At 39.6% G+C, this 25,946-nt stretch carries 27 protein-coding genes; 13 read left to right on the top strand and 14 right to left on the bottom strand.

Annotated features, from left to right (window positions below; all coding sequences use genetic code 11):
* Positions 1 to 26: 26 nt before the first annotated feature.
* The 4 genes from hemL to ATS72_RS07605 all read right to left on the bottom strand — a co-directional run bounded on the left by hemL (position 27) and on the right by ATS72_RS07605 (position 4,606).
* A complete protein-coding gene (gene hemL, locus ATS72_RS07620) occupies positions 27 to 1,307 on the bottom strand; it encodes a glutamate-1-semialdehyde 2,1-aminomutase (RefSeq protein ID WP_010556989.1) in 1,281 nt (426 codons plus the stop codon).
* Positions 1,308 to 1,340: 33 nt separating this feature from the next.
* Positions 1,341 to 2,357 (bottom strand): aspartate carbamoyltransferase, encoded by a 1,017-nt coding sequence (locus tag ATS72_RS07615; RefSeq protein ID WP_006791507.1) that lies wholly within the window; start codon positions 2,355 to 2,357, stop codon positions 1,341 to 1,343.
* Between the two features lie 116 nt (positions 2,358 to 2,473).
* Positions 2,474 to 2,908: a CopD family protein gene (locus ATS72_RS07610; protein ID WP_006791506.1), complete on the bottom strand. Its 435-nt coding sequence runs from the start codon at positions 2,906 to 2,908 to the stop codon at positions 2,474 to 2,476.
* Positions 2,909 to 2,923: 15 nt separating this feature from the next.
* On the bottom strand, positions 2,924 to 4,606 hold the full coding sequence (locus ATS72_RS07605) for a chloride channel protein (protein WP_006791505.1): 1,683 nt from the start codon (positions 4,604 to 4,606) through the stop codon (positions 2,924 to 2,926).
* 321 nt (positions 4,607 to 4,927) lie between these two features.
* Here ATS72_RS07605 and erpA point away from each other — a divergent pair, with 321 nt between their 5' ends.
* Positions 4,928 to 5,266 (top strand): iron-sulfur cluster insertion protein ErpA, encoded by a 339-nt coding sequence (erpA, locus tag ATS72_RS07600; protein ID WP_006791504.1) that lies wholly within the window; start codon positions 4,928 to 4,930, stop codon positions 5,264 to 5,266.
* Between the two features lie 44 nt (positions 5,267 to 5,310).
* Here the strand turns inward: erpA and ATS72_RS07595 are convergent, their stop codons facing one another.
* Positions 5,311 to 5,499, bottom strand: a complete 189-nt coding sequence (locus ATS72_RS07595; RefSeq protein ID WP_006791503.1) for a hypothetical protein — start codon at positions 5,497 to 5,499, stop codon at positions 5,311 to 5,313.
* A 448-nt stretch (positions 5,500 to 5,947) separates the two neighbouring features.
* On the opposite strand from ATS72_RS07595, the gene ATS72_RS07590 reads away from it, so the two are divergent.
* Positions 5,948 to 6,187, top strand: coding sequence for a helix-turn-helix domain-containing protein (locus ATS72_RS07590; RefSeq protein WP_006791502.1), 240 nt, complete (start codon positions 5,948 to 5,950; stop codon positions 6,185 to 6,187).
* Between the two features lie 74 nt (positions 6,188 to 6,261).
* On the opposite strand, the gene ATS72_RS07585 is transcribed toward ATS72_RS07590, so the two are convergent.
* Genes ATS72_RS07585 through ATS72_RS07570 form a run of 4 tightly spaced genes read right to left on the bottom strand, consistent with a single transcriptional unit; the run spans position 6,262 to position 10,016 of the window.
* Positions 6,262 to 7,641 (bottom strand): AmpG family muropeptide MFS transporter, encoded by a 1,380-nt coding sequence (locus ATS72_RS07585; RefSeq protein WP_058430159.1) that lies wholly within the window; start codon positions 7,639 to 7,641, stop codon positions 6,262 to 6,264.
* Positions 7,642 to 7,687: 46 nt separating this feature from the next.
* A complete protein-coding gene (locus tag ATS72_RS07580; protein ID WP_058430158.1) occupies positions 7,688 to 8,308 on the bottom strand; it encodes a peptidylprolyl isomerase in 621 nt (206 codons plus the stop codon).
* 2 nt (positions 8,309 to 8,310) lie between these two features.
* A complete protein-coding gene (locus ATS72_RS07575) occupies positions 8,311 to 8,871 on the bottom strand; it encodes a YajG family lipoprotein (RefSeq protein WP_010556992.1) in 561 nt (186 codons plus the stop codon).
* Positions 8,872 to 8,873: 2 nt separating this feature from the next.
* Positions 8,874 to 10,016 carry a methyltransferase gene (locus ATS72_RS07570; RefSeq protein WP_058430157.1) on the bottom strand — a complete coding sequence of 381 codons (1,143 nt, stop codon included), beginning with the start codon at positions 10,014 to 10,016 and terminating at the stop codon, positions 8,874 to 8,876.
* Between the two features lie 42 nt (positions 10,017 to 10,058).
* On the opposite strand from ATS72_RS07570, the gene ATS72_RS07565 reads away from it, so the two are divergent.
* The 11 genes from ATS72_RS07565 to nqrM all read left to right on the top strand — a co-directional run bounded on the left by ATS72_RS07565 (position 10,059) and on the right by nqrM (position 20,096).
* A complete protein-coding gene (locus tag ATS72_RS07565) occupies positions 10,059 to 10,652 on the top strand; it encodes an alpha-ketoglutarate-dependent dioxygenase AlkB family protein (protein ID WP_058430156.1) in 594 nt (197 codons plus the stop codon).
* A 78-nt stretch (positions 10,653 to 10,730) separates the two neighbouring features.
* Entirely contained in the window at positions 10,731 to 11,042 is a 312-nt protein-coding gene (locus ATS72_RS07560) for a BolA family protein (RefSeq protein WP_006791496.1), read from the top strand.
* Between the two features lie 113 nt (positions 11,043 to 11,155).
* Positions 11,156 to 12,349, top strand: a complete 1,194-nt coding sequence (gene fabV, locus ATS72_RS07555; protein WP_008129529.1) for an enoyl-ACP reductase FabV — start codon at positions 11,156 to 11,158, stop codon at positions 12,347 to 12,349.
* 497 nt (positions 12,350 to 12,846) lie between these two features.
* Positions 12,847 to 14,190, top strand: coding sequence for a Na(+)-translocating NADH-quinone reductase subunit A (locus ATS72_RS07550; RefSeq protein WP_006791494.1), 1,344 nt, complete (start codon positions 12,847 to 12,849; stop codon positions 14,188 to 14,190).
* Position 14,191: 1 nt separating this feature from the next.
* Complete coding sequence (locus tag ATS72_RS07545) at positions 14,192 to 15,406, top strand: NADH:ubiquinone reductase (Na(+)-transporting) subunit B (protein WP_006791493.1); 1,215 nt, start codon at positions 14,192 to 14,194, stop codon at positions 15,404 to 15,406.
* A complete protein-coding gene (locus ATS72_RS07540; RefSeq protein ID WP_010556997.1) occupies positions 15,399 to 16,148 on the top strand; it encodes a Na(+)-translocating NADH-quinone reductase subunit C in 750 nt (249 codons plus the stop codon). The genes ATS72_RS07545 and ATS72_RS07540 overlap by 8 nt, the downstream gene beginning before the upstream one ends.
* Entirely contained in the window at positions 16,148 to 16,780 is a 633-nt protein-coding gene (locus ATS72_RS07535; protein WP_006791491.1) for an NADH:ubiquinone reductase (Na(+)-transporting) subunit D, read from the top strand. Before ATS72_RS07540 ends, ATS72_RS07535 begins: the two co-directional genes overlap by 1 nt.
* 10 nt (positions 16,781 to 16,790) lie before the next feature.
* On the top strand, positions 16,791 to 17,399 hold the full coding sequence (gene nqrE / locus ATS72_RS07530; protein WP_006791490.1) for an NADH:ubiquinone reductase (Na(+)-transporting) subunit E: 609 nt from the start codon (positions 16,791 to 16,793) through the stop codon (positions 17,397 to 17,399).
* Positions 17,400 to 17,416: 17 nt separating this feature from the next.
* A complete protein-coding gene (gene nqrF / locus ATS72_RS07525; RefSeq protein ID WP_010556998.1) occupies positions 17,417 to 18,640 on the top strand; it encodes an NADH:ubiquinone reductase (Na(+)-transporting) subunit F in 1,224 nt (407 codons plus the stop codon).
* Between the two features lie 113 nt (positions 18,641 to 18,753).
* Positions 18,754 to 19,782 (top strand): FAD:protein FMN transferase, encoded by a 1,029-nt coding sequence (locus ATS72_RS07520; RefSeq protein WP_058430155.1) that lies wholly within the window; start codon positions 18,754 to 18,756, stop codon positions 19,780 to 19,782.
* 101 nt (positions 19,783 to 19,883) lie between these two features.
* Complete coding sequence (gene nqrM / locus ATS72_RS07515) at positions 19,884 to 20,096, top strand: (Na+)-NQR maturation NqrM (RefSeq protein WP_010557000.1); 213 nt, start codon at positions 19,884 to 19,886, stop codon at positions 20,094 to 20,096.
* A gap of 1,098 nt (positions 20,097 to 21,194) precedes the next feature.
* Here nqrM and ATS72_RS07510 read toward each other — a convergent pair.
* The 5 genes from ATS72_RS07510 to ettA form a co-directional block, all read right to left on the bottom strand.
* On the bottom strand, positions 21,195 to 21,860 hold the full coding sequence (locus tag ATS72_RS07510) for a hypothetical protein (protein WP_008132379.1): 666 nt from the start codon (positions 21,858 to 21,860) through the stop codon (positions 21,195 to 21,197).
* Between the two features lie 90 nt (positions 21,861 to 21,950).
* Positions 21,951 to 22,448 (bottom strand): TlpA family protein disulfide reductase, encoded by a 498-nt coding sequence (locus ATS72_RS07505; RefSeq protein ID WP_058429599.1) that lies wholly within the window; start codon positions 22,446 to 22,448, stop codon positions 21,951 to 21,953.
* Between the two features lie 62 nt (positions 22,449 to 22,510).
* Positions 22,511 to 23,419, bottom strand: coding sequence for a histone deacetylase family protein (locus ATS72_RS07500; protein ID WP_008132375.1), 909 nt, complete (start codon positions 23,417 to 23,419; stop codon positions 22,511 to 22,513).
* 53 nt (positions 23,420 to 23,472) lie between these two features.
* Complete coding sequence (locus ATS72_RS07495) at positions 23,473 to 23,841, bottom strand: PilZ domain-containing protein (RefSeq protein ID WP_058429598.1); 369 nt, start codon at positions 23,839 to 23,841, stop codon at positions 23,473 to 23,475.
* A 303-nt stretch (positions 23,842 to 24,144) separates the two neighbouring features.
* Positions 24,145 to 25,818, bottom strand: a complete 1,674-nt coding sequence (gene ettA, locus ATS72_RS07490; protein ID WP_006791482.1) for an energy-dependent translational throttle protein EttA — start codon at positions 25,816 to 25,818, stop codon at positions 24,145 to 24,147.
* Positions 25,819 to 25,946 lie beyond the last annotated feature (128 nt).

The raw sequence follows: 25,946 nt of genomic DNA, 5'->3' as shown, positions 1-25,946 counted from the left end.
AAACCCCGTTTAGGCAATACTTGCGATTAAAGCTTTGCGAAACAGCGCTCTGCTGCAGCTATAGTTTCTTGTACTTCCTGTTCCGTGTGCGCAGCACATACAAAACCAGCTTCAAACGCTGATGGCGCAAGGTATACGCCTTCTTCAAGCATAAGATGGAAAAAGCGTTTAAAACGCTCTAGGTCACACTCAGTCGCTTGTTTGTAAGTGGTTACCTTTTCAGCATCAGTAAAGAAAAAGCCATACATGCCGCCCGCGTAGTTTGTTGTAAGTGCGATACCTGCTTTTTTAGCGCCTGCTTCAAAGCCTTCACATATTGCTTTTGAAATAGCTTCTAGTTTGTCGTGTAATCCAGGCTCACTTAATAGCTCTAATGATTTTAAACCTGCAGCCATAGCTATTGGATTACCAGACAGTGTTCCGGCTTGATATACTGGGCCAACAGGAGCAATGTAATCCATAATTTCAGTTTTGCCGCCAAATGCGCCTACCGGCATGCCGCCGCCTATTACTTTACCTAAACATGTTAGGTCAGGTTTTATGTTGTAATACGCTTGTGCACCACCAAGAGCTACACGAAAACCGGTCATTACTTCGTCAAAAATAAGCACTGATTTGTATTCATCACATACTGCGCGCAGGCCTTCTAAAAAGCCTTCAACAGGTGGAATACAGTTCATGTTACCCGCTACCGGCTCAACGATAATACAGGCAATTTCGTCAGCGTATTTTTCAAAAATAGCTTTCACTTCTTCAATGTTATTAAACGATACTGTTAATGTGTGCTTAGCAAAGTCTTCAGGAATACCTGGTGAATTAGGCACGCCCATAGTTAAAGCACCTGAGCCCGCTTTAACTAAAAGTGAGTCGGCATGGCCGTGGTAACAGCCTTCAAATTTAAGAATTTTGTCACGATTAGTAAAACCACGTGCTAGGCGAATTGCGCTCATAGTTGCTTCGGTACCTGAGCTAACCATGCGAACTTTTTCAATTGACGGTACAAGCGCTTTTACTTTCTCAGCCATTAAAATTTCAGCTTCAGTTGGCGCGCCATAGCTAAGGCCGTTTTCAACTGCTTCATGAACCGCTTGTTTTATAGCTGGGTGATTGTGGCCCATGATCATTGGGCCCCACGAACCTACGTAATCGATATAACGATTACCATCAGCATCAAAGGTGAATGCACCTTCAGCTTTTGTGATAAATAATGGTGTGCCACCTACGCCATTAAAAGCGCGCACTGGTGAGTTTACGCCACCAGGAATAGAGGTTTGAGCGCGTTCAAATAAGTCTTGGCTAATTGTCATGAAAAATCCTATAAATTGTCACTTAAAAAAGGGTTAGCTGTCGCGTTTGCGGCTAAACCAAGGCACGTCTACTTCATATTGCTCAACTTTGTTTTCTACGCCGAGCGTTAAAGCAAACAATGCCATTCGAATTAATACGCCGTTTTGTACTTGGCGAAATATAGCTAAATTGTCATTGCTGTTTAAGTCGTTATCAAGCTCGTTAGCTTCAGTACGACTATCACGAGGAAGCGGATGCATTAGCACTGAATTAGGCTTACAGTGTGCGTTATAAATTGACTGGCTAATTCTAAATCCGCCACGGTATTTATTTGCTTCTTCTTGAGATGGAAAGCGCTCTTCTTGAATACGTGTTTGATACACGATATCGGCCGCTAAGTTACCTTCCATTTTGTTCACTAGTTCTATTTTATGGCCAGCATTTTCTACTGCATCTAAAATACTGGTTGGCATTTGCAAGCCATCGGGTGCCACCATTGAAAATTTAACGTTTTTGTAATGGCACAATAGTTTTGATAACGAATGAACAGTACGACCGTATTTTAAATCGCCAACCAAAGCGATGTGCATACCATCAATGTTTTGATCAAAGCGGTGTAACTCACGTTCAATAGTAAGTAAATCTAGCAGTGCTTGAGTGGGGTGTTCATTTGGACCGTCACCGCCATTAATTACAGGTACGGTACAGCCTTCGGCAAATTCACTAACCGAGCCTGCGTCTGGGTGGCGCATAGCTACCGCATCTGCATAAGCTGAAATAACACGCGCTGTATCGTATAAAGATTCACCTTTAGCAAGAGCTGAACTTTGCATGCCTGTTGTTTCACGCACGCCTCCACCAAGCAGATTAAACGCGGTACCAAAACTAACGCGTGTACGTGTGCTGGGTTCAAAAAACAAATTAGCTAAAATGGCGCCCTCAAGCACCGTTGTTTGCTTTTGCTTTTTAGCATAAGGCTCCATCTTTTTTGCTACTGCAAAAATACGTTCAATGCAGTCTCTGTCTAACTGATTAACAGACAGAATATGTTCACCTTGGAAACTTAACATGGGGTTATTCCTAGTTTTTCAAAAGGGCGCGATAATCCATAATATGGGGCACGCAATCGCGCATATTAGATTTTAAGTCGTGTGTAATTAATACGGTATTTTTTATACCAAATAGCTCAAAGGCTCGGTTTAATTACTGCCAGTGCAACTATAATAAGTAATGCAATAACAGGTAATTCATTAAAAATTCGGTAAAAACGATCTGTTTTAGTATTTCTGTCGTGTTTAAAGTCGGCTAGTAATTTAAAGCAGTACGCGTGGTATAAATATAAAATTATAACTAGCACTAGTTTATAGTGCAGCCACATACTGTATTTAAACCATTCACGGCCATATTCCACAATCGTTAGTACACCAAAAACAGCCGTTAAAATAGCAAATGGCGTTACAAAATAAAGGAGCCTGCGTTCCATTACTTTTAGCATAGAGTTACATGCACGCTCTTGGCTCATTGCGTGGTAAACAAATAACCGTGGTAAGTAAAAAATGCCTGCAAACCATGCAATCATAAAAAATATATGCAGCGTTTTATAAATCAGTAATGCGCTCATAATAACCCTTATTATTTATAGTAAGCTGTTACGAATGGTTAAAATATGATGAATTTGATCCCAACGTAACAGTCCCATTATTTGTTGATTATCTAACAGGTTGTATACATATAAAGCGCCACTGCGCTTATCTTTTAGTATATCAAAGGCATCAGCTAACGTTGCTTGACTGCTAATACCTTGTAAGTTTACATAGTTCAGGTTGATTGCTTGATCAGACATTAAGCTTAAATCGTATTCTGCAAGTCGATACCCGTTTTCTTCGTCAAACACAATCAATGGCGTTTGGCTGTCCATGGCATCGAGTGTATTTTTTATTTGCTCTTTGTCGTTTGAAAAAAGCAATTTAAAGTTTTCATCCATATCATCCATAATTCCCACCTTTTGCAGCGCCTCAGTGGCAGGGGAAACATGATAGGGAAGCCCCTGAAAATCAAGTTGCTGCAAAAATATAGAGCGATTACCAAATACTTGTAATGCGGTTACATAAGCTGTTGTTATCACAAGCATGGCTGGGACAATTATTTCTGGCGACGATGTAAGCTCCATTACTGTTGTTAACGCTGCAAGTGGTGCATGTAATGTGGCTGCCATTAACCCAGCCATGCCCAATACACCATAAGTTCCGGCAATATCAGTACCAGGGCTAATAAACTGAGCAAAAAACGCCATCATAGTCCCAACTAAAACGCCTAACCCAATAACAGGACCAATTAACCCTCCCGGTATACCCAAACCTATAGCAAATAAAGTTGCTAGTAATTTAGCAATTAAAATAGTGGTGAGTAATTGCACATTATCTGGCGACTCCACCGCAATAGCTATCGCGCTCATGCCAGATCCCATTGCTTGGGGAACGGCATAAGCAATTAAACTTGCGATACAACCTGCAATGAGTAAACGAGGAAACATACTTAAAGGTTTAAATGTTTTAATAATTAACATTAAGTTTTGATTAAAGCTGTATGCAATAGCGCCCAGTGCCATACCGCATAAAATTAAATATGGATAGTGCCAACCACTCAAAGGAGCAATTGTTATGAGTGCAAGTTCTGACCCTCCCCCAAATACGAACTGAGTAGCAAGTGCACCTGTTACTGCAGCAAGCATAATAGGGACGAAAATATGAACTTTGTACTCTCTTAACACGACTTCCATAACAAAAATAACGGCGGCAAGAGGCGTGTTAAAGGATGCTGCAATACCCGCAGCAACACCACAGCCGCTTAATGTACGCATGGCATTGTGGGGTAAGTGGAGTTTATCGGCTAAAATACTGGCGCCCGTTGCTCCCATATGTACCGATGGGCCTTCTCGCCCAACCGAAAAACCACTGATTAATGCCAAAGCCCCCCCAACAAATTGGTTGAGTGTATTGTATAAAGGCATTTGCCCGTAATGACGTTTAATACGATGAATAACGAATGGAATACCTAACCGATAATGTTTGAAACCAGTAAAAGCGGCAAATGACGCAATTAAAAATGCTGCAATTAAAGGCATTAAAACACGTTCAAGAGTTGGCAAGGTTGTAAAGTCGTCTGGGGTTTCTAAAAATAAACTTTGAAAAAAGAGAATTGTTAAGCGGAATAAAATAATAAAAAATGCAGCAATTAACCCAGCAACTACGCCTAAAAGGCATAATTGTACAGATGTTTTAGGTTGTGCGAGTCGACGCCTGAGCTGCTCCAGCCACATGCATTTTTTCCTCAGTGCATTTTTCAGCTGTATTTTAGCAAAAGCCAACCACTAAGTCCTTGTGATTTTATAAAATTATTAACTTAAATTAGCTATTTATGGCAAATAATAAAACGAAGTTTTTTTAGTCAAAATAATTACTTGTTTAACATGCCACTAGTTGCATATTAAAGTGCTGTTTTTTTCAGTCAATATAAGCGATATACAGTCATTTTTAATGTATTTATGGGTATAACTTAGAGCAAAGCGTTAATTGACTATACTTGATTAAAACACTCGGGTATTAGATAATCACGCCATTACGATATTGAGGGTTTTAAAATGTCAGAAGAATTACCAATTCAGTTTAGCGATGCAGCAGCTGTTCGTGTTAAACAATTAATCGATGAAGAAGAAAACCCAGAACTAAAACTGCGTGTTTACGTAACGGGTGGTGGATGTTCTGGCTTTCAGTACGGTTTTACTTTTGATGAAAAAGCAAATCCTGGCGATTTAGAAATTGTAAAAAATGGCGTAACGCTAGTGGTTGACCCTATGAGTATTCAATATTTAGTTGACGGTGTAGTTGACTATACTGAGGGCTTAGAAGGTGCACGCTTTTTTGTATCTAACCCGAACGCAACAACCACATGTGGTTGTGGTGCAAGTTTTAGTGTGTAAACACAGACTAATAAAAAAAGCCGCATTAGCGGCTTTTTTTATGCCTATAAATTAGAGGGGGCATACTCTGTGATCTGCATCATCAATACAAAAAAGCCCAGTACAAATGCAGATAGTACTAAAATATACATAAACCCTTTTTTACCTTGCTTAATTGGCACGCCATTATGGCGCAAGAATAAGTACCACCCTGCACATAAAATAATCGGTAATAAAAAAAGAAGCCTGAACATTATGTAACCTTTTTTGTGTTGATTATTGCCTAATATTAAACGAATAACATTAACATGAAATAAATTTGTTATAAAAATGCCTATTTATATTTTTATAATAAAAATATTATTTTTAATGTTTTTGATAACTTAGCTAAAATATTCAGTGTTTGTAAATGTTCACTGGGGTTGATTTTGACTAAGGCGAGCAATTAACTATTTAACCAAAGTGTTAATAGTATATAATGTATCCAAGAATGAGACGGGCAAAATTTCATTCTAATAACAAAAACCTTTTACCACATTTTAAGCGTCGTTTTTAGCTATGTGGGTGGGAGTGAGTAGCAACCAGTGCTTTGAGAAGCGATAGATTGCTATTTAAAACATAAGTTACTGCTTACTTGCCTACAGCTATGGTAACGACTGCTGCTTTTGTGGTGTTGTCTAATCGTCTAGTAGGAGATGTAAAATGATGGGGAAAACTGTTTCTTCAGAAGAGAACGCTAAGTTAACAACATGGCTTAAAAGCAAACGCCATGAAAAAGGCCATACAATGAGAAGCCTTGCACAGGTGCTTGGAACGCCTCACTCGTTTATCGGCAAAATTGAAAATCAAGAACGCCGTTTAGATGTGGTTGAGTTTGTTCGTTATTGTACAGCGCTAGAAGTTGACCCACATGAAGCACTAAGCCTGCTTAAAGTAGATTAATAGTGTGTTGCTTAGTTCATTCAGGGGTATATTAAATGTGCTAAGCAAAATATTAATGCATGGATGCATTAAGCTTAATAGCTACTATGGTAGTTTTTCTCAAGCTCATACAATTTGTGTCTTATTGCATACAAAAATAGTAAAGAGGGAAGCACCATTAAAGCGGTTAATACAAAAAATAACGACCAATTTCCCATTAGCCAATCATCAATTACAACCCCACTGTAACTCGAAAGTAATGTTCTTCCTAAATTCCCCAGCGACGCTAACAACGCATAATGTGTTGCACTAAACGCTCTGTCACATAGCATAGATATAAACGCGACCATAGCAACGAGAGACCATGCTTGTGTGAAGCCATCAATTACTATAGCAAAAGCATATAAACCTAAGTTAGGGCCCACTAGTGCAATAGCAGAAAAGGCTAAATTAGATGCAGCCATGGCTACACCACTAACAAATAACCCTTTCACAATGCCATATTTTTGATTAAATAAGCTGCCTACAAAGGTAAAGGCAATAGTGAGCACCGCGGTGCCAACTTTTGAAAAAGTAGCTATATCGCTATTGCTAAAACCTATTTCTTTATAAAAAACAATCGACATTCGTCCTAAAAACGCTTCGCCAATTTTAAATAGGAAAATAAAAGCAAGTAGTGCGAGTGCAGTTTTAACCCCATTTTTTGCAAAAAATGTTCTAAAAGGGTCAATAATTGTAACAACCAACCAGGCAACGACTTTATTGAGAGGTGTTTGATTAATAGTAGCAAGCTTTTCAATGTAAACACGTTCTAGTTCTTCGTGAACGGCTTCTCTATTAGAGGCGGGCTCTTTAGCAAATAGCACACCTCCCATTAATACCAATATCACAGCAGCTAAAAAGTAGTAAACTTGTGGCCAACCAAGTGAAGGAATATCTGCCATATAAAATGGAATCGCACCCAATAACGCATAGCCTGTCCACCATCCTGAGGTGGCCATGGCTGCGGCAGCCGTTGCTTTGTGTGATTCACTTTCGCTTAGGGTATCTATTCTAAATGCGTCTATCGCAATGTCTTGTGTAGCAGATGCAATTGCAATTAATAAACACAGTGCTGCAGCTATCGCCAAGTTAGCTTTGAGGTCAAGGCCAGCAAGAAGTAATGTGCCTAAAAAAATAAAGCTTTGGCAAAACAATATCCAGCTACGGCGTTGGCCTAGCCACTTATATAAAATAGGCAGTTTTGTACGATCGATTAAGGGCGACCACAAAAAGTTGATGCTGTAGGCACCAAATACAATACCAAATAAGCCTATCATGCTTCGGCTCAGGCCTTCATCCTTTAGCCATGCCGACATTACAGAGCCAATTAATACCCAGGGGAAACCACTGCTAATACCAAAAATAAACACATTAATTAAACGTTTATCTTTAAAATACGAAAAGTATTCGCTGAAAGAGAGAGTGTTGCTCATAGGGCCTTCATTGGCGAGTGGGTGCAGCTATACCGCACCTCATTAATTATAATGGTGTTGGCTCAATCATTTTAATATTTAAAATGACCACTGGTGTTTCTGGCACAAAGTCATAACCAATTTTTTCGTTGTAAATTGTTTTAACAGCCATAATTTTATCAAGGGTTTCGTATCCATCCATTACAGTACCAAACACCGCAAATCCCCAGTCTCTTCCAGGATTTAAATGGTCATTGTTATCCATATTAAAGAAAAACTGGCGAGTACCTGAATGCGGCTGTCTGTCTTGGTATGCCATGGCAATACTGTACATATCATTTTTTAGACCGTTCCCGCTTTCATTAAAAATAGGATCGTTTTGATGTAAGCCTTCCATGTTTTTATCATATCCACCACCTTGTATAACAAAATCGCGTTCGTTTTCTTCGTCGCGCTCAACACGATGAAAAATGCTACCCTGATAACTTTTATCTGATACATAAGTTAAAAAGTTATTGACTGTAATAGGGGCACGAGAACGGTCTAGCTCGACAATAATACTGCCTAGTGATGTTACTATTTCAACACGTGGAAACATATTGTCTTTTTGTACAAATCTGCCCTCTTGGGCTGCTAAGCTTGCTGCGCTAAAACAAAGAGCTAAACAAAGTATAAAAAGTCGTTTCATGGTTAACCTTCTAAAAACTGTATTAATTCAGGATCTGACACAATGCGGGTTATCATTTGTTCAGTCAACTTATTGAGTTGACCTTCTATTTTAGCTCTGTCGTGGCCAAGCGGGCCTTCTAGCGCTGCATTACCGCTATACTTTTTTGTAAAATTACTTGTAGCACGGATTACGCGAACACTCAGTTCAATTTTTGCTTCACTTTTATGGCTTACTAAGGTTTCAGTAACCACTGCTTGTAAGGCATTTATATCTAGCTCAAATCGAGTGGTGGCTAAATTTGAAATGCTCGCGCCATTACGACTAAGTGCACTGTCTAGTGCACTTTTAATCGACTCTGTAATACCTTGGCTTGCAAATGTTTTGGTTTTGTCTGACTCAACTAGAGTTAGGGTAGACGTATCGCCACGTACATCAATAACACTCGTGCTCAGGCTACTATTTAAAGTGCTCACTTGGCCACTTTGGTAAACCGGGTTAAGTATGACTTGGCTTGGTTGGTTTGCACAGCCTGCTAAAATACAAAATGCAGCACAGCCAAATATACGGTTTATTATTGTCATTGTTATAACACCCCACTATTTTTAGTTGAACTTAAAACCACAAATTTTTTGTTTGAACCTAATAGCTTACAGTTACCAAACATTCGGTTTAACTTGTCATGATAATCTAAATGACGATTACCAATAATACGCAGCTCACCACCTTCTTTTAACGTGTCTTTAGCTTGTTTAAACATTTGCCAAGCAATGTGATCAGTAACCGCTTGTGCTTGGTGAAATGGTGGATTACATAGCACCATATCTACACTGTTTTTTCCAAAGCCGGTTAGGCAATCGTTTTCGATAAATTCGCAATCATCAAATCGTTCTGCCATGTTTTGCTCTACGTTAAGTCGTGCAGACTCGACCGCCATGTACGATTCATCAACAAACGTTACAGAGGCTTTAGGGCAGCGCGCTAAGGTCATAACACCAACTACGCCATTACCACAGCCTAAATCAATAATTTGTTTAGCTTTTGGTGTTTGCGGCAAGTAGTTAAAAAAGAAGCGCGCACCAATATCTAACGAATCACGCGAAAACACATTTGCATGGTTTGTAATATTAAACTCGGTGCCTTCAAGTTGCCATGAAACAGGGTAATCAGCAGCTTTATAGCCGCCTTTTGCGCTACTTAAAATAAGGCGTGACTTTTTCACCGCTAAGCTTGTTTTAGTTTCACCAATAAACTGTTCAAACGCCTTAATTGTTGAGTTGTGAATATCTTTAGTTTTACCAGCTGCAATAACAGGTGTGCCTGGTGCAAGAACTTCGCTTAACTCACTTAATTGAAACTGCAAAAAGCCAACATTACGTGGTATTTTAATTAACACTAAATCTACGTCTTCTGGAAGTGCCGAGAGGCTGTCCAATTGCGTAAATTGCACAGTAGACAGTTTATTCTCTTGTAAATTATACGCTGCGGCTTGGTGGCTAATATACGAGTCATTAACTGAACAAACCGTTAATTGATTAAAGCTACAGGCAAGGGCACCAAAGCTGTCATTTAAAATAAGCAATGAGCGACAATCAGGATGATGTTCGTTAACATAATTGATAAGGTACTCATCGCCCGAATCCCACGCTTGTAAACTGCGGTTTTTTTGATCCAAAGGGAAGCGTTCAAGAGTAAAAGTTTTATCGCCTAGCTGGGCTTGCGTCGTCATAGTGGTTTTTGTATCAGTAAACTAATGTAGGTAAATTCTAACATGCAACGGCAAAACGCCAACCCCCAACAGTTGCCTAATGGCTTTTCTTATCAAACAAAGGCGCTTAGCGCACAAAAAAGCCTCGATTTATTTTATTATCTGCAAAAAAACCTTAAGTGGCAGCAGCCAGAAGTCACGGTTTACTCTAAAACTGGACCAATCCCACGGCTGCAATGCTTTATTGGCGACCATAAAATTGAATACGGCTATTCAAACAGTAAGTTAATAACTGAACCTTGGCCTAGTGCATTAATGGCAATGCGAAAAAGGTTAGAGGCACATTTAAACCAGCCTTTTAATTCTTTATTAGTCAACTATTATCGCGATGGCAACGACACTATGGGGTGGCACAGTGATGATGAAATTGAGTTAGGCAATCAGCCCACTATAGTGTGTATATCGCTTGGAGCAGAGCGGGTATTAAAGCTAAAAGACAAAACCAGTAATAAAATAACGGATTTAAAATTACACAGTGGTAGTTGTTTGGTCATGAGTGGCAATAGCCAGCGAGACTTTCAGCATGCTATTTTAAAGCAAACCAGCTTAGTGCACCCGCGAATAAGTTTAACCTTTAGGTATATAAAACAAGGCTAGTTGCGTAATTTAGTTAGCCAACGGGCAGGGCTGCTTGCTATGATAAGTTCATAAATTAGCTATAAATAATGGTTTTATATGTCAATGCAGCAACAAATCCAAGAAAAAATCAGCAATGCTATTGCGTGTAAGCATTTAAATGTTATTAACGAAAGTCATATGCACAGCAAAGGCACTGATTCGCACTTTAAGGTTATTGTGGTAAGCGAAGAGTTTTTAGGTAAACGCCTTTTGCAGCGCCATCGTCAAATTAATGAAATTTTAAAAGAAGAGCTTGCAAACCATATACATGCATTGGCTATTCATACTTACACTCCTGACGAATACACTGAACATGACAGCGAAGCGCCAGCATCGCCAAACTGTTTAGGTGGATCTAAATTAGATTGATTAATTGAGGTTTGACAGTTATTTACAACCGTATTTAACTGATCAGATCAGTGTTTTAAGTATTAGCCTTTAAACTAGCGCTAATTTTTATAGTAAAAGATATAGGATCATCAATGGTCATTAAGCCAAAAATTCGTGGATTCATTTGTACAAACGCTCACCCAGTAGGCTGTAGTGAACATGTGCTAGAGCAAATTAACTATGTAAAACAACAAGGTGCATTAAAAAACGCGCCAAAAAATGTGTTAGTTATTGGTGCATCTACAGGCTACGGCTTGGCATCGCGTATTACGGCAGCATTTGGTGGCGGCGCTAAAACATTGGGTATTTTCTTTGAAAAAGAAGGTACCGAGCGTAAAACAGGGTCAGCAGGTTGGTATAATACGGCTGCTTTTCAAAATGCGGCAGACGAAGCCGGTTTATGGTCTAAAAATATCAACGGTGATGCCTTCTCAAACGAAATAAAACAAAAAGCAATTGATACAATTAAAGCAGATTTAGGCAAGGTTGATCTGGTCATTTACAGTTTAGCGTCGCCTCGTCGTACTGACCCAAATACGGGTGAAGTTTACTCATCAACGTTAAAGCCAATCGGCAACGCAGTTACAACAAAAAATCTAAATACGTCAAAGCGTGAAATTGACGAAATTACTGTAGAGGCTGCAACACAAGACGATATCGACAACACCATTAAAGTAATGGGTGGTGAAGATTGGGAAATGTGGATTAATGCACTTCAAGACGCTGACGTGCTAGCAGATGACTTTAAAACCACAGCTTACACATACATAGGCAAAGAATTAACGTGGCCAATATACGGGCACGCGACTATTGGTAAAGCAAAAGAAGACTTAGACCGTGCAACGGTTGCGATAAAAGAGTCAACTAAAGCGTTAAATGGTCAAGCGTATGTTTCATCACTCAATGCTGTTGTAACACAAGCTAGCTCTGCTATACCAATTATGCCATTGTATATTTCAGCTTTATTCAAGGTAATGAAGGCGGACGGAACATACGAAGGCACCATTGAGCAAATTCATGGTTTATTTACCGAAAACCTGTACGGTGAAACGCCGCGTTTTGATGATGGTGGACACTTATTTCAAAACTACAAAGAACTTGAAGACGATGTTCAAGCACGTATCCAAGCAGTATGGGACAAAGTAGATACCAGCACGATTGACGAGTTGACAGATTACGTTGGTTATCACAATGAGTTTTTACGCTTATTTGGTTTTGGCATTGAGTCAGTTGATTACGACCAAGATGTAGAGCCAGTTCAAGCAATTGCAAATATGATTGACTAATCAATTAAGTGAATAGTCAGGGCTTGCTTGTCTTTTTGGTAAACTGTTTGGCATTTCGCTAATACAGAGCTGATGTTGTGTGGTTATTGCTCATAAATAAGTATTATTGCTAAACAAGTACCGCTTTAAGATTCAGTAAGCTTTAATCCTATAAAGTCAACATGCCCTAATTTAAAAGTCGCTTCATGCGACTTTTATCAATTAAAAAACCTCATTCTTTGCTTAAGCTACCACTTTGGTCTAACTTAAATTTTATTAAATCTAGCTAACAAAACCAAATAAGCGTTTCAGTCGTATAATTTTCATAAATACACTCGCATAGTCACCCACAATGGTGTTAAAATTAAGGCAATATGTGAAGAGTTTTTACCGCGTTGCCTGTTTAATGACCAAAGCGAGTTTTTCTTTTATACATTGAAATAACTTGGGGTAGCTTAAATGGCGACGTGGTTGGTACGATTTTTCAGTTTCTTTCCGTTAATGTAGTGCAAGTGCGTATGATCAACATAAAAAAAGGTCTGGATTTACCATTAGATGGCGCACCTCAGCAAGTTATTCACGACGGTTCACCCGTCAAAAGAGTAGCCGTGCTAGGTGAAGAGTTTATAGGTATGCGTCCAACCATGCATATTCGTATGGATGACCAAGTTAAAAAAGGCCAGGTACTTTTTGAAGACAAAAAGAACCCAGGCGTCCTGTTTACCGCACCAGCTTCTGGTGTTGTAAAAGAAATAAATCGTGGTGCTAAACGTGTGCTGCAATCTGTTGTTATTGAAGTAAACGGCAGTGAGCAAATCACCTTTGACTCTTTCTCTGAATCTGAGCTTACAAGCTTAGATCGTGAAAAAGCTAAAGAAGTACTTATTCAGTCAGGTCAATGGACAGCATTACGTGCTCGCCCATTCAGCAAAGTAGCGGCTGTGGATGCAAATCCTAGCTCTATATTTGTTACCGCTATAGACACTAATCCTCTTGCTGCAGATCCTGCAGTGATTATTGCTGAAAATGCGCAAGCGTTTGAAGCAGGCTTAGCTGTTGTATCGCGTTTGACCGATGGAAAAGTATTTGTTTGTAAGCAAGCTGGCAGCCAAATCCCTAGCTCATCTATTGCTCAAGTAGAAGTACATGAGTTTGGTGGTGTGCATCCGGCTGGCCTTGTAGGCACTCATATTCACAACCTTGACCCTGTATCTGCTAGCAAGCAAGTTTGGCATATCGGTTACCAAGACGTTATTGCGTATGGTCACCTGTTCCTTACTGGTGAAATTTACACAGATCGTGTTGTTTCTCTTGCAGGTCCTCGCGTTAAAAATCCACGTTTAGTGAAAACACAATTAGGTGCTTCATTAGATGACTTAGTGGCAGGGGAATTAGAAGACGGTGATAACCGTGTTATTTCTGGTTCTGTACTTGCAGGTGCTACGTCGTCTGGTGTTCATGCATTCTTAGGTCGTTACCATGTTCAAGTGTCTGTTTTACTTGAAGGTCGCGAAAAGGAATTGTTTGGCTGGATTGCACCAGGTAGTGATAAATTCTCTGTAACGCGTACATTCTTGTCTCACCTTACTCCGAGTCGTTTATTCAAAATGACAACGTCTACGGGTGGTTCAAAACGTGCCATGGTTCCACTTGGAAGCTACGAGCGTGTTATGCCACTTGATATTTTGCCAACGCTATTATTACGTGACTTATTGTCTCGTGATTTAGACAGTGCAATTTCATTAGGTGCGCTTGAATTAGATGAAGAAGATTTAGCGTTATGCACCTTCGTTTGTCCTGGCAAATACGAGTACGGCGCAGCCCTACGCGATTGCTTAACTACGATCGAGAAGGAAGGCTAAAATGGGTTTAAAAACTTTCTTAGAAGATATCGAGCCGCATTTTGAACCAGGTGGAAAACACGAAAAATGGTACGCACTGTATGAAGCAGCCGCGACTATTTTTTACACCCCAGGTTATGTAAACAAAGGTTCAACTCACGTTCGCGATAACATCGACCTAAAACGTATGATGATTTTAGTGTGGATGGCGACGTTCCCTGCCATGTTTTTTGGTATGTTCAACATCGGTCATCAAGCAGCTATGGCGCTTGGTAATGGTTTTGAGCTAGCTAACATTTGGCAAGTAGGTTTGTTCCAGCTACTAGGTGGTGACTTGACTGCCGATGCAGGTTGGGGCGCAAAAATGTTCTACGGAGCGTGTTTCTTCCTACCTATTTATGCAACAACGTTTGTTGTTGGTGGTTTTTGGGAAGTGTTGTTTGCTTCTGTGCGTAAGCATGAAGTAAATGAAGGTTTCTTCGTAACATCAGTGCTATTTGCACTAATTTTGCCTGCCACAATTCCTTTATGGCAAGTTGCACTAGGTATTACTTTCGGTGTTGTAATCGCAAAAGAAATATTTGGTGGTACTGGTCGTAACTTCTTAAACCCTGCTCTTGCAGGTCGTGCGTTCTTATTCTTCGCATACCCAGCGCAAATTTCAGGTGACACAGTATGGACTGCCGTAGACTCGTTCTCTGGTGCAACAATGCTAGGTCAAGCATTTGCAGGTACGTTAGGTGGTGACTTAGGTTACGCTAACATGCAAATGTGGTGGAATGCGTTCTACGGCTTTATCCAAGGTTCTATGGGTGAAACGTCAACGCTTGCTGTACTTATTGGTGGTTTGTTCTTAATTTACGTGCGCATTGCTTCTTGGCGTATTGTGCTAGGTGTATTCCTAGGTATGGTGATTACTTCATCAATACTAAACACAATTGGCTCAGAAACTAATGCAATGTTTGCTATGCCTTGGTACTGGCACATGGTGCTAGGTGGCTTTGCATTTGGTATGTTCTTTATGGCTACTGACCCTGTATCTGCTGCATTTACTGATAAAGGTAAATTAGCATACGGTGCGCTTATTGGCTTTATGGTTATCATGATCCGTGTTGTTAACCCTGCATACCCTGAAGGCATCATGCTGGCAATCTTGTTTGCTAACTTGTTTGCACCATTATTCGATCACTTTGTAGTGCAAGCTAATATCAAGCGGAGGTTGGCACGTAATGTCTAGTAATAACGAATCAATTGGCAAAACGCTAGCTGTTGTTGTCTCATTATGTTTGGTGTGTGCAGTAATTGTATCGCTAACGTCAGTGCAACTTCGCCCTTTGCAAAAAGCAAACAAAGCAAAAGATATTCAAAGCAATATTTTAGCAGCCGCGGGTATTAGCAAAGTTGATAACGTTGCTGAAACGTTTGAAGCTAAAATCGAAACACGCTTTATTGATATGCAAAGCGGTGATTTTGCAGACCCTGTAGAAGACTTTGACTTTGAAAAAAGCAAATATGATGCAGAGCTGAGCAAATCTTTAAAAGAGAATGGAATTAAGGACATCGCTGGTATACAACGTATCACTAAGCGTGCACCTGTTTACATATCTAAAAAAGACGATGGCTCTACAGATGCAATTATTCTTCCTATCCAGGGTTATGGTTTATGGGGTTTGATGTACGGTTTTATTTCGCTTGAAAGCGATGGTGAAACAATTAAAGACATCATCTTTTATAAGCACAACGAAACACCTGGTCTAGGTGGTGAAATTCAAAACCCACAGTGGACTGCAACGTGGGAAGGTAAAGAATTACCAATCCAGATCGTTAAAGGAACTGCGGGCGGTGATGAGCATAAAATCGATGGTCTTTCAGGTGCTACATTAACATCTAACGGTGTTGATCACGCGGTTGATTTTTGGACTGGCGAAAACGGCTTTGGCCCTTTCCTTGCTAAAGTACGTAATGGAGCATTGAAATAATGGCTGATACTAAAGAAATGAAGGCGGTCCTGTTTGGGCCAGTTTTCGCTAACAACCCAATTGCACTTCAAGTACTCGGTATTTGTTCTGCGTTGGCTGTAACGTCTAGCTTAAAAAACGCATTAATCATGTCAATCGCATTGACCTTGGTAACCGCATTTTCAAGCCTTTTTATCTCGACTATTCGTAATCACATCCCATCGTCAGTGCGTATTATCGTACAAATGACGATTATTGCGTCATTAGTAATCGTTGTTGACCAAGTACTGCAGGCTTTCTCTTATGCTACGGCAAAAGAGCTTTCTGTATTCGTTGGTCTGATTATTACTAACTGTATCGTAATGGGGCGTGCTGAAGCATACGCGATGAAGTCACCACCATTAATGTCTTTCCTTGATGGTATTGGTAACGGCTTAGGTTACTCTGTAGTTCTTCTTACTGTTGGTTTCATTCGTGAGCTATTCGGTAAGGGTTCACTATTCGGTGTTGATATTATTCCATTAGTACAAAATGGTGGTTGGTACCAACCTATGGGTCTATTGATCTTACCACCGAGTGCATTCTTCATCATTGGTTTATTCATTTGGGTACTTCGTACTTATAAGAAAGACCAAGTAGAAGCTAAAGCGTAAGGGGCGATAAGTGGAACATTATATTAGTTTATTTGTAAAAGCCGTTTTTATTGAAAACTTAGCTTTAGCGTTCTTCCTAGGTATGTGTACATTTTTAGCCGTGTCTAAAAAAGTAACTACATCAATTGGCCTAGGCGTAGCGGTTATTGTTGTACTTGGTATTTCTGTACCAGTTAACAACTTGGTTTACCACGCGGTATTAGCACCAGGTTCACTTGAGTGGCTTGGTTACCCAGAAGCTGATCTTAGCTTTTTACGTTTCTTAACTTTCATTGGTGTTATTGCAGCACTAGTGCAAATTCTTGAAATGGCATTAGATAAGTTCTTTCCACCACTATACAACGCATTAGGTATTTTCTTACCATTGATCACAGTTAACTGTGCAATCTTTGGTGCGGTAGCCTTCATGGTTGAGCGTAACTATAACTTCGGCGAGTCTGTTGTATATGGTATTGGCGCTGGTGTGGGCTGGGCGCTTGCAATTACATTACTTGCAGGTATCCGTGAGAAAATGAAGTATTCAGACGTACCAGATGGTTTACGTGGTTTAGGTATTACCTTTATCACTGTTGGCCTGATGGGTCTTGGCTTTATGTCATTTTCTGGTATTTCACTGTAATAATAGCGAGGTCAATCATGGATATTTTCTTAGGCGTTGGTGTTTTTATCGCTATCGTTGTAATACTAGTTTTAATCATCATTGGTGCTAAGTCTAAACTAGTTGCAAGCGGTGATATCATCATCGGTATTAATGGCGATGCAGACAAAGCCATTAAAACATCAGCAGGTAGTAAGCTATTAGGTGCACTATCTGAGTCGGGTATTTTCGTATCTTCTGCATGTGGTGGCGGTGGCTCTTGTGGTCAGTGTCGCGTTCACATTAAAGAAGGTGGCGGCGATATTCTACCAACTGAACTTGATCACATCTCTAAAGGTGAAGCCCGCGAAGGTTGTCGTTTAGCGTGTCAGGTAAATGTTAAAAATGACATGGAAATTGAACTTGAAGAGTCAATTTTCGGTGTTAAAAAATGGGACTGTGAAGTTATCTCTAACGATAACAAAGCAACTTTCATTAAAGAACTTAAGCTACAAATTCCAGATGGCGAATCAGTGCCTTTCCGTGCGGGTGGTTACATCCAAATAGAAGCACCAGCTCACCATGTTAAATACGCCGATTTCGATGTTCCTGAAGAGTATCGTGGCGACTGGAATCATTTTGGTTTCTTTGACCTGGAGTCAAAAGTAGACGAAGAAACAATTCGTGCTTACTCAATGGCTAACTACCCAGAAGAAGAAGGCATCATCATGCTTAACGTGCGTATCGCTACGCCGCCGCCAAGAAACCTAAGCCTACCTTGTGGTAAAATGTCATCGTACATTTGGTCACTTAAAGAAGGTGACAAGGTGACTATTTCAGGTCCATTTGGTGAGTTCTTCGCTAAAGAAACTGACGCTGAAATGGTATTTGTAGGTGGTGGTGCAGGTATGGCACCGATGCGTTCACATATCTTTGACCAACTTAAACGTTTAAATTCTAAGCGTAAAATGAGTTTTTGGTATGGTGCGCGTTCTAAGCGTGAAATGTTCTACGTTGAAGACTTTGACGGCCTAGCTGCTGAAAACGATAACTTCGTTTGGCACACAGCGCTTTCAGATCCACAACCTGAAGATAACTGGGAAGGCTATACTGGCTTTATCCATAACGTGTTATTTGAGAACTATCTTAAAGACCACGAAGCGCCGGAAGATTGTGAGTTCTACATGTGTGGTCCTCCAATGATGAACGCAGCAGTTATCAATATGCTTAAAGACTTAGGTGTTGAAGACGAAAATATCTTATTAGATGATTTCGGTGGCTAACACGCATATCAAAACAGATTAGTTTTGGTTAAAATATCAGCCTCGTAGCACTCTGTGTTACGAGGCTTTTTTATTCTTATTTATTAATTTTTAACCTATTAAGTAGGGTTGTTATGAACAAAGTAAATACTCCCCAGGGCATAATCGCCTTATTTATCATTACGCTGACTTTACTGTTATCTGGATGCGCAGAATCGGTCCCAAAGGAAACCTATTTAGAAGGTAAAACCATGGGGACTACCTATCATATTAAATATTATGACGAGCAAGAGGCAATAACTGCTCTTCAAATACAAGAACAAATAGATGCTGTATTAGTCGACGTAAACCAGTCTATGTCTACATACATTAAAGACTCGGAGATAAATACATTTAATCGCTTGCCAGCAAATCAATTTATGCCAATAAGTGAAGACTTCAGAGCCGTTATAAGCGAATCCATTCGTATAGGAGAGTCTACCAATACACTTGATGTAACAATGGGACCATTGATTGATTTATGGGGATTTGGCCCTGATAAAAAGCCGACCAAACGACCCACTGATGATGAGCTTCAGGCAATGGTTGCAAATATTGGTGTAGATAAGCTTGTATTAAATGAACAAGGTTTAGCAAAAACAGTTGATGGACTAGAACTATCATTTTCTGCAACTGCTAAAGGGTACGGCATAGACAAAGTGGCGCAATTACTAGAAAGCCATAGCATTACTAATTACATGGTTGAGATTGGCGGTGAGCTGCGTATGTCTGGCGAAAAGCCAAATGGACAAGGCTGGGTAATTGCAATAGAACAACCAGATGCAGAGCCAGGTAAGCGTGAAGTGCACCGAATTTTACTACCAGGCACTATGGGAATTGCTACATCTGGGGATTACCGTATCTTTTATATAATGGATGGCGAAACATACACCCATTTGATTGACCCTGTAACAGGAATGCCAATTAAGCACGACTTAGTTTCTGTAACAGTATTACACCCAAGTGCAATGACCGCAGATGGCTTAGCAACTGCTTTAACAGTTATGGGTATGGAAAAAGCACAAGCTTATGCACAAGCTAATAACTTAGCAGTGTATTTAATTGCGAAATCGCCTGATGGCTTAGTCACGTATTCAAGCCCTGCATTTGAACCCTACTTGTAAGTATTCAAAGCTGGTTTATTTCCATAGAGGTTGGGTATATAATATTAACTGCTCAAAAATAGTTTGGGCTTAATTTATTGCTGATCAATAGGGGCTAAGCAATGTCACTTTTTTTTCTTACTTTTGGCTTACTAATTTTAATTGTTACAGCTATGGCTGTAGGTATGATCGTGCAAAGAAAATCGATGGCCAGCAGCTGCGGTGGATTAGGTTCGGTAGGCATCGATAAAGCCTGTGATTGCGATGATCCGTGTGACAAGCGCAAAAAGCGCTTAGCTAAAGAGCAAGCTTGGAAAGAAAACCAAATAATTTAAATATTTTTTTAGAACAAAAAGCGCTTTTATAGCGCTTTTTTTGTGCCTGCATTTCAGTGAAATAATACAAATCCCACTTAAAAATTCATTTTACTTAATAAGAAACAGACTGGTTTCGTCATAAATAACATTAAAGAATAATGGTTTACTTAGTTTCATACAGGGGCATTGAGTTGTTCTATGCCTAATAGAGTAAAGATTTACCGAGTGCCTTACAGACAAATATTTCGTTACTTAAAGCATGGCTATTAGACTAAGGTCTATAGTTTAGTTTTTTTCATCTATCAGGTTTATTTTTATCGCTTGTGAAATTTGAGTAATAACTCTAAAGTTAACCCATAGACACGGCTAAGAGCTTAATCAGTAGCTTTAGCAAAGTAAAATGTGTTTATAGGCAATGGCCAGAATTCGTTAGTGTTTAACTAACACAAAGAATCTTTATATTGTGTGTGAAGATGTTGTCAGTGTGAAAGGCAACTCAAGTTCGGTGGTGACTTAGCTTGGGTTGTTTTTATTTCCCTACAATTGCCACGCAGTTAAAACCAGAATCTTTATATTGTGTGTGAAGATGTTGTCAGTGTGAAAGGCAACTCAAGTTCGGTGGTGACTTAGCTTGGGTTGTTTTTATTTCCCTACAATTGCCACGCAGTTAAAACCAGAATCTTTATATTGTGTGTGAAGATGTTGTCAGTGTGAAAGGCAACTCAAGTTCGGTGGTGACTTAGCTTGGGTTGTTTTTATTTCCCTACAATTGCCACGCAGTTAAAACCAGAATCTTTATATTGTGTGTGAAGATGTTGTCAGTGTGAAAGGCAACTCAAGTTCGGTGGTGACTTAGCTTGGGTTGTTTTTATTTCCCTCCAATTGCCACGCAGTCTAAAACCAGAATCTTTATATTGTGTGTGAAGATATTATTAGTGTGTAAACGGCTTAAATTCAATTATGTTGAGTTTAAGCCGTTTTTATTTTGCTGCCCCAAAGCTAAGTTTTGTTCCCTATAGCTACTAATCAACAGGGTATGTATCAGTTTTAAATAACTTTTCTTTCATTTTTTCTTATTAACTTCGTACCTATCAATCATACCTAGGCATAATTATTTTATTTCAGTAAACTTTCGCCATCGTAAAAAAGAGGCTTTAAGGTTCCGCAGTTTATAAATTTATAAGTAAGTTCGTTTTCAGGAGGAACTCGTTTTGATGTACGAACTTTCTGCATACAGGCATTAACCAAGTCCACAAAAATTAGGTGGTTGAAGCTTGGTGCTTTTTGAATTTTATGTACATAAATACGCTCTGTACCATTTAGCTCAATCATATCGTACTCATGCCATTGCGAAGATTCGCTTAGCTCATTGAGTTCTCTGGCGTACAGTTGCTTATCGAGCTCAAGTTGTTTAGCTTCATAAATTAAAGTGCCCCCTTGGCGGTAATCACCTTCGTAAATGTCGGCTGTAATTGTTATTTCATCCCCGCGCATTAAATGTTGAATATTAAACTTTTGCGGCTTAATAGTGATCATGTCGGCATTTTTCGCAAAGTTTAAAAAAGCAACGTTTGAATTTTTAACTTCGTAAACAACTTGCAAGTCATGTGGCGATCTATAAGAAGGAAGATTAATAGCAAAAATAGAAGACCCTCTATTCACAAGCGCCATGGGGTGAACTGCATTGTAGCTAGGGTCTAATGGTGGAAGTTCTACTTTTTCTTCTTCAGCAAACGCTGTAGTACTTAGCAAAAGCAACAATAAAGTAAATATTAAACGCATAATAACCCCAATTAATTTATGAGCTTAAATTGTAGTATAAAGTTTATATAACTCATATTTTAATGCGCATTAACTCCCTTAATTATTAAGCTATTTAGCTTTAATTGAGTTTAGTAGAGTGCGGGCTTTCAAATGTATATTTGCATTATCTGGGTCTGATGAATTAGTAGCCCAAACAACATGCCCTTTTTCATTTATAAATAACGTAGTGGGTGTGCCGTGTATTCCTAGTTGTGTCGCAATTTTATCTGCTTGTATTGCGGTTTTAAATGTATAGCCTCTATTGGTTAATGCTTTGGCGGGATAGGCGTTATCATCTTCTTTAAAACTTACAGCTATTACGTTTAAGCCCATGTCGTGTATTTTTTGAAGGGCGGGCTGTAACTTTTTGCAATAAGGGCACCATGTAGCCCAAAAGTGCAGAATATACGGTTCGCCTAATAGGTTTTGTGTTTTTATACTTGTACCATCGGCCATGTTTAATGTTAAGGGGGGTAGTTCAGGATGGTTTAAGTCTTGAATAGATTGCTCTGCAAATACCGAAAAACTAAAAATGGTAAGTGTTATAACTATAAAAATGTGCTTCATTGTGGTGTCGTTTTTATTCTAGTTAGCAAATAAGAACGACAATATTAAGTTTTTATTTCATATTAAAAGCGTGCTGCTTGTTCAACTACAATGCCATGGCGCTGTGCAAGGCGAAGATGATCTTTATCGTAACCACCACCAATAACTGTTGCCACTGGTATGTTGTGCTCAAGGCAGCGTTTTAAAACCAAATGATCGCGTTTAGCTATCCCATCCCAACTTATATCTAATTTACCTAAGCCATCGTTTTGCCAAATATCTACACCGGCATCGTACAGTACTAAGCTTGGGTTCAGTTCTTTAAGTAAGTAGCTTAAGGTATCGTCAACAATGGCTAAGTATTCGGCATCTTGCATATGATTTGCTAAGCCAATATCTAAATCGCTAGCCGATTTCCTAAACGGGAAGTTTTTTTCGCAGTGTATTGAACAGGTATAAGCATAGGGCTGATGCGCAAGCATAGCAGCGGTGCCATCACCTTGATGTACGTCTAAATCAAAAATAAGCACGTTGGTTACTTCGCCGCTATTAATCAAGGTCTGGGTGGTAAAGGCTAAGTCGTTCACCATGCAATATCCTGAGCCAAAATCAAAGTGCGCATGGTGCGTGCCTCCTGCTAGGTGACAGGCTATGCCGTGTTTTAGCGCTAAGCGAGCGGTTTGTAATGTGCCCTGCGGGGCAGTAAATGTGCGCGCCATCAATTGAGCTGACCAAGGTAATCCTATACGACGCATGGCTTTATCGTCTAAGCGGTTGTTCCATAAATCGTGAATGTAGTTGTCGCAATGCACCAACTCTAAAGGTTCGGGAGAGCCTAAAACAGGTTGCGTGAGGTTATTACCAATTAAGCCTAGTTTTTTTACGTGTGCGTATAGATTAGCAAACTTACTCATTGCAAAGCGGTGCTTAGGATCAAAACTAAACGAGTAATTTGGGTGGTACACTAACGGTAAATGAGGGTTTAGAGTCATATTCACACAGGCTATAAAGTTTCCCCTATGGTAATCAACTCCCCTCAAAGTGTCTATTCTTGCGAGTCGTGAATAAGCATGGCTAATTCGCGGTGAAGTAATTCATCGTCCGCTAAGTTGAGTTCAATGAGTCTTTTTAGATAGGTAATGCTATCAATATCAATATGCTTACACTTTAAACCAATATGATTTGCTTCTATATGGCAAATCGTTGTCTCCATTTTTATTTCAATTTCGCTGTCGGGTAAAATAAAACGCAGTATGGCATCATTCTCTATTTGATCATTTAATACATCACATTTACTGACTAGCGCGCCGTGCAATGAAATATCAAGCAAGGTACATGGGTACTCATTTTCTTGAAAAATTATGTGCGCATCGGTTGAAAATAAAATACGTGAAAATTGACGACGTTCTTGCATGACTCTGCCTTATTGTTTTTTTAGTAATATCAATAGCATTAAATTAGTGTTTAGTAATAGTGCGAATAAAACAACTCATTAATAATCACTAAAATTACGGCATATGGTTGTTCTATGTGAATAATTTTTTATTTAGTTAGCGAGTGATTTAACATCAATCAAATGCATAATATTTTTAAATAAAATTGGTATAAGCATAGCTTTAAATTACACAGTTGCTAGCTACAAACACACATAGTTTATTTAAGGCATAAAAAACCCTGCGTAAAGCAGGGTTTTAAGGTATTTCAGTTAATTTAGCTATTAACCAATTTTTTTGTATTTTATACGCTTAGGTTGTGCAGCTTCTGCACCGTAGGTCTTTTTGAGCCACTCTTCGTATTCAGTATAGTTACCATCGAAAAAGTTAATTTGTCCTTCGTCGCGGTAATCTAAAATGTGCGTAGCAATACGGTCAAGGAACCAACGGTCATGCGATATACACATTACACAGCCTGGGAATTCTAAAATAGCATTCTCAAGTGCACGAAGTGTTTCAACGTCTAGATCATTGGTTGGCTCATCCAGTAGCACTACGTTACCACCGGCTTTTAATAATTTAGCAAGGTGTAAACGGTTACGCTCACCGCCCGATAAGTCTTTTACAAACTTTTGCTGATCGTTACCTTTAAAGTTAAAACGGCTAACGTAAGCACGGCTTGGGAATTCAAAGTTACCAATTTTTAAAACGTCTTGTCCGTCAGATATTTCTTGAAAAACTGTTTTGCTTTCGTCCATATCGTCGCGGAACTGATCAACCGTTGCTAGTTGTACGGTTTCACCAACGTTAACACTACCGCTATCTGGCTGCTCTTCGCCACTTAACATTTTAAATAGCGTAGATTTACCCGCGCCGTTGGCACCAATAATGCCCACAATAGCGCCTTTTGGCATTGTAAAGCTTAAGTCGTCTATTAATACGCGGTCGCCAAAGCTTTTACGTAAGTTAGTCACTTCTAATACTTGGTCGCCTAAACGTGGGCCAGGTGGAATAAATAGCTCGTTTGTTTCGTTACGTTTTTGGTAATCTGATTGTTGTAGTTCACTAAACTGCGCCATACGTGCTTTAGACTTAGCTTGACGACCTTTAGGGTTTGAACGCACCCATTCAAGTTCTTGCGCAATTGATTTTTGACGTGCTTTTTCAGATTTTTGTTCTTGCTGTAAGCGCGCGTCTTTTTGTTCAAGCCAAGAAGAGTAGTTACCTTCCCATGGAATACCTTCACCACGGTCAAGCTCTAATATCCAGCCAGCAACATTATCAAGGAAGTAACGGTCATGCGTTACTGCCACAACAGTGCCTTCGTAGTCATGTAAGAAGCGCTCTAACCATGCAACCGACTCAGCATCCAAGTGGTTAGTTGGTTCATCAAGAATAAGCATATCTGGTTTTTCTAGTAACAAACGACAAATAGCAACACGGCGGCGTTCACCACCTGAAAGGTGCTCAATTTTAGCATCCCACTCAGGTAAGCGAAGTGCATCAGCAGCGCGCTCTAGTACGTTATCGATATTGTGGCCATCGTGCGCTTGAATAACTGCTTCTAATTCACCTTGTTCTTTAGCCAGTGCGTCAAAGTCAGCACCTTCCATTGCGTACTCATTGTACACCTCATCAAGGCGATTAAGGGCGTGTTTTACTTCGCCAACAGCTTCTTCAACTATTTCTCGTACTGTTTTGCTTTCGTCTAGTACTGGTTCTTGTGGTAAGTAACCAATTTTAGTACCAGGCTGAGGACGTGCCTCACCTTCAAAGTCTTGGTCAACACCGGCCATAATACGTAGCAATGATGATTTACCAGAACCATTTAAACCAAGCACACCAATTTTGGCGCCAGGAAAAAAGTGCAACGAAATATCTTTTAAAATTGTACGCTTAGGCGGCACAACTTTAGATACTCGACTCATCGAGAAAATAAACTTATCAGGTAAAACCATGGAGGAAAGCCTTCAAATAATAATAAAAATTTTAATGTTGTATTGTAGTTGTTGAGAGGTGAAACAGTCAACGAATGGCGGGTGGGAATATATTTTTATCGTTTTATCTCGTTAAATGTATAGTTTTA

This window comes from Pseudoalteromonas sp. 13-15 (assembly GCF_001468205.2).
Lineage (GTDB): Bacteria > Pseudomonadota > Gammaproteobacteria > Enterobacterales > Alteromonadaceae > Pseudoalteromonas > Pseudoalteromonas marina.
This window is presented reverse-complemented; position numbering and strand designations above follow the sequence as displayed.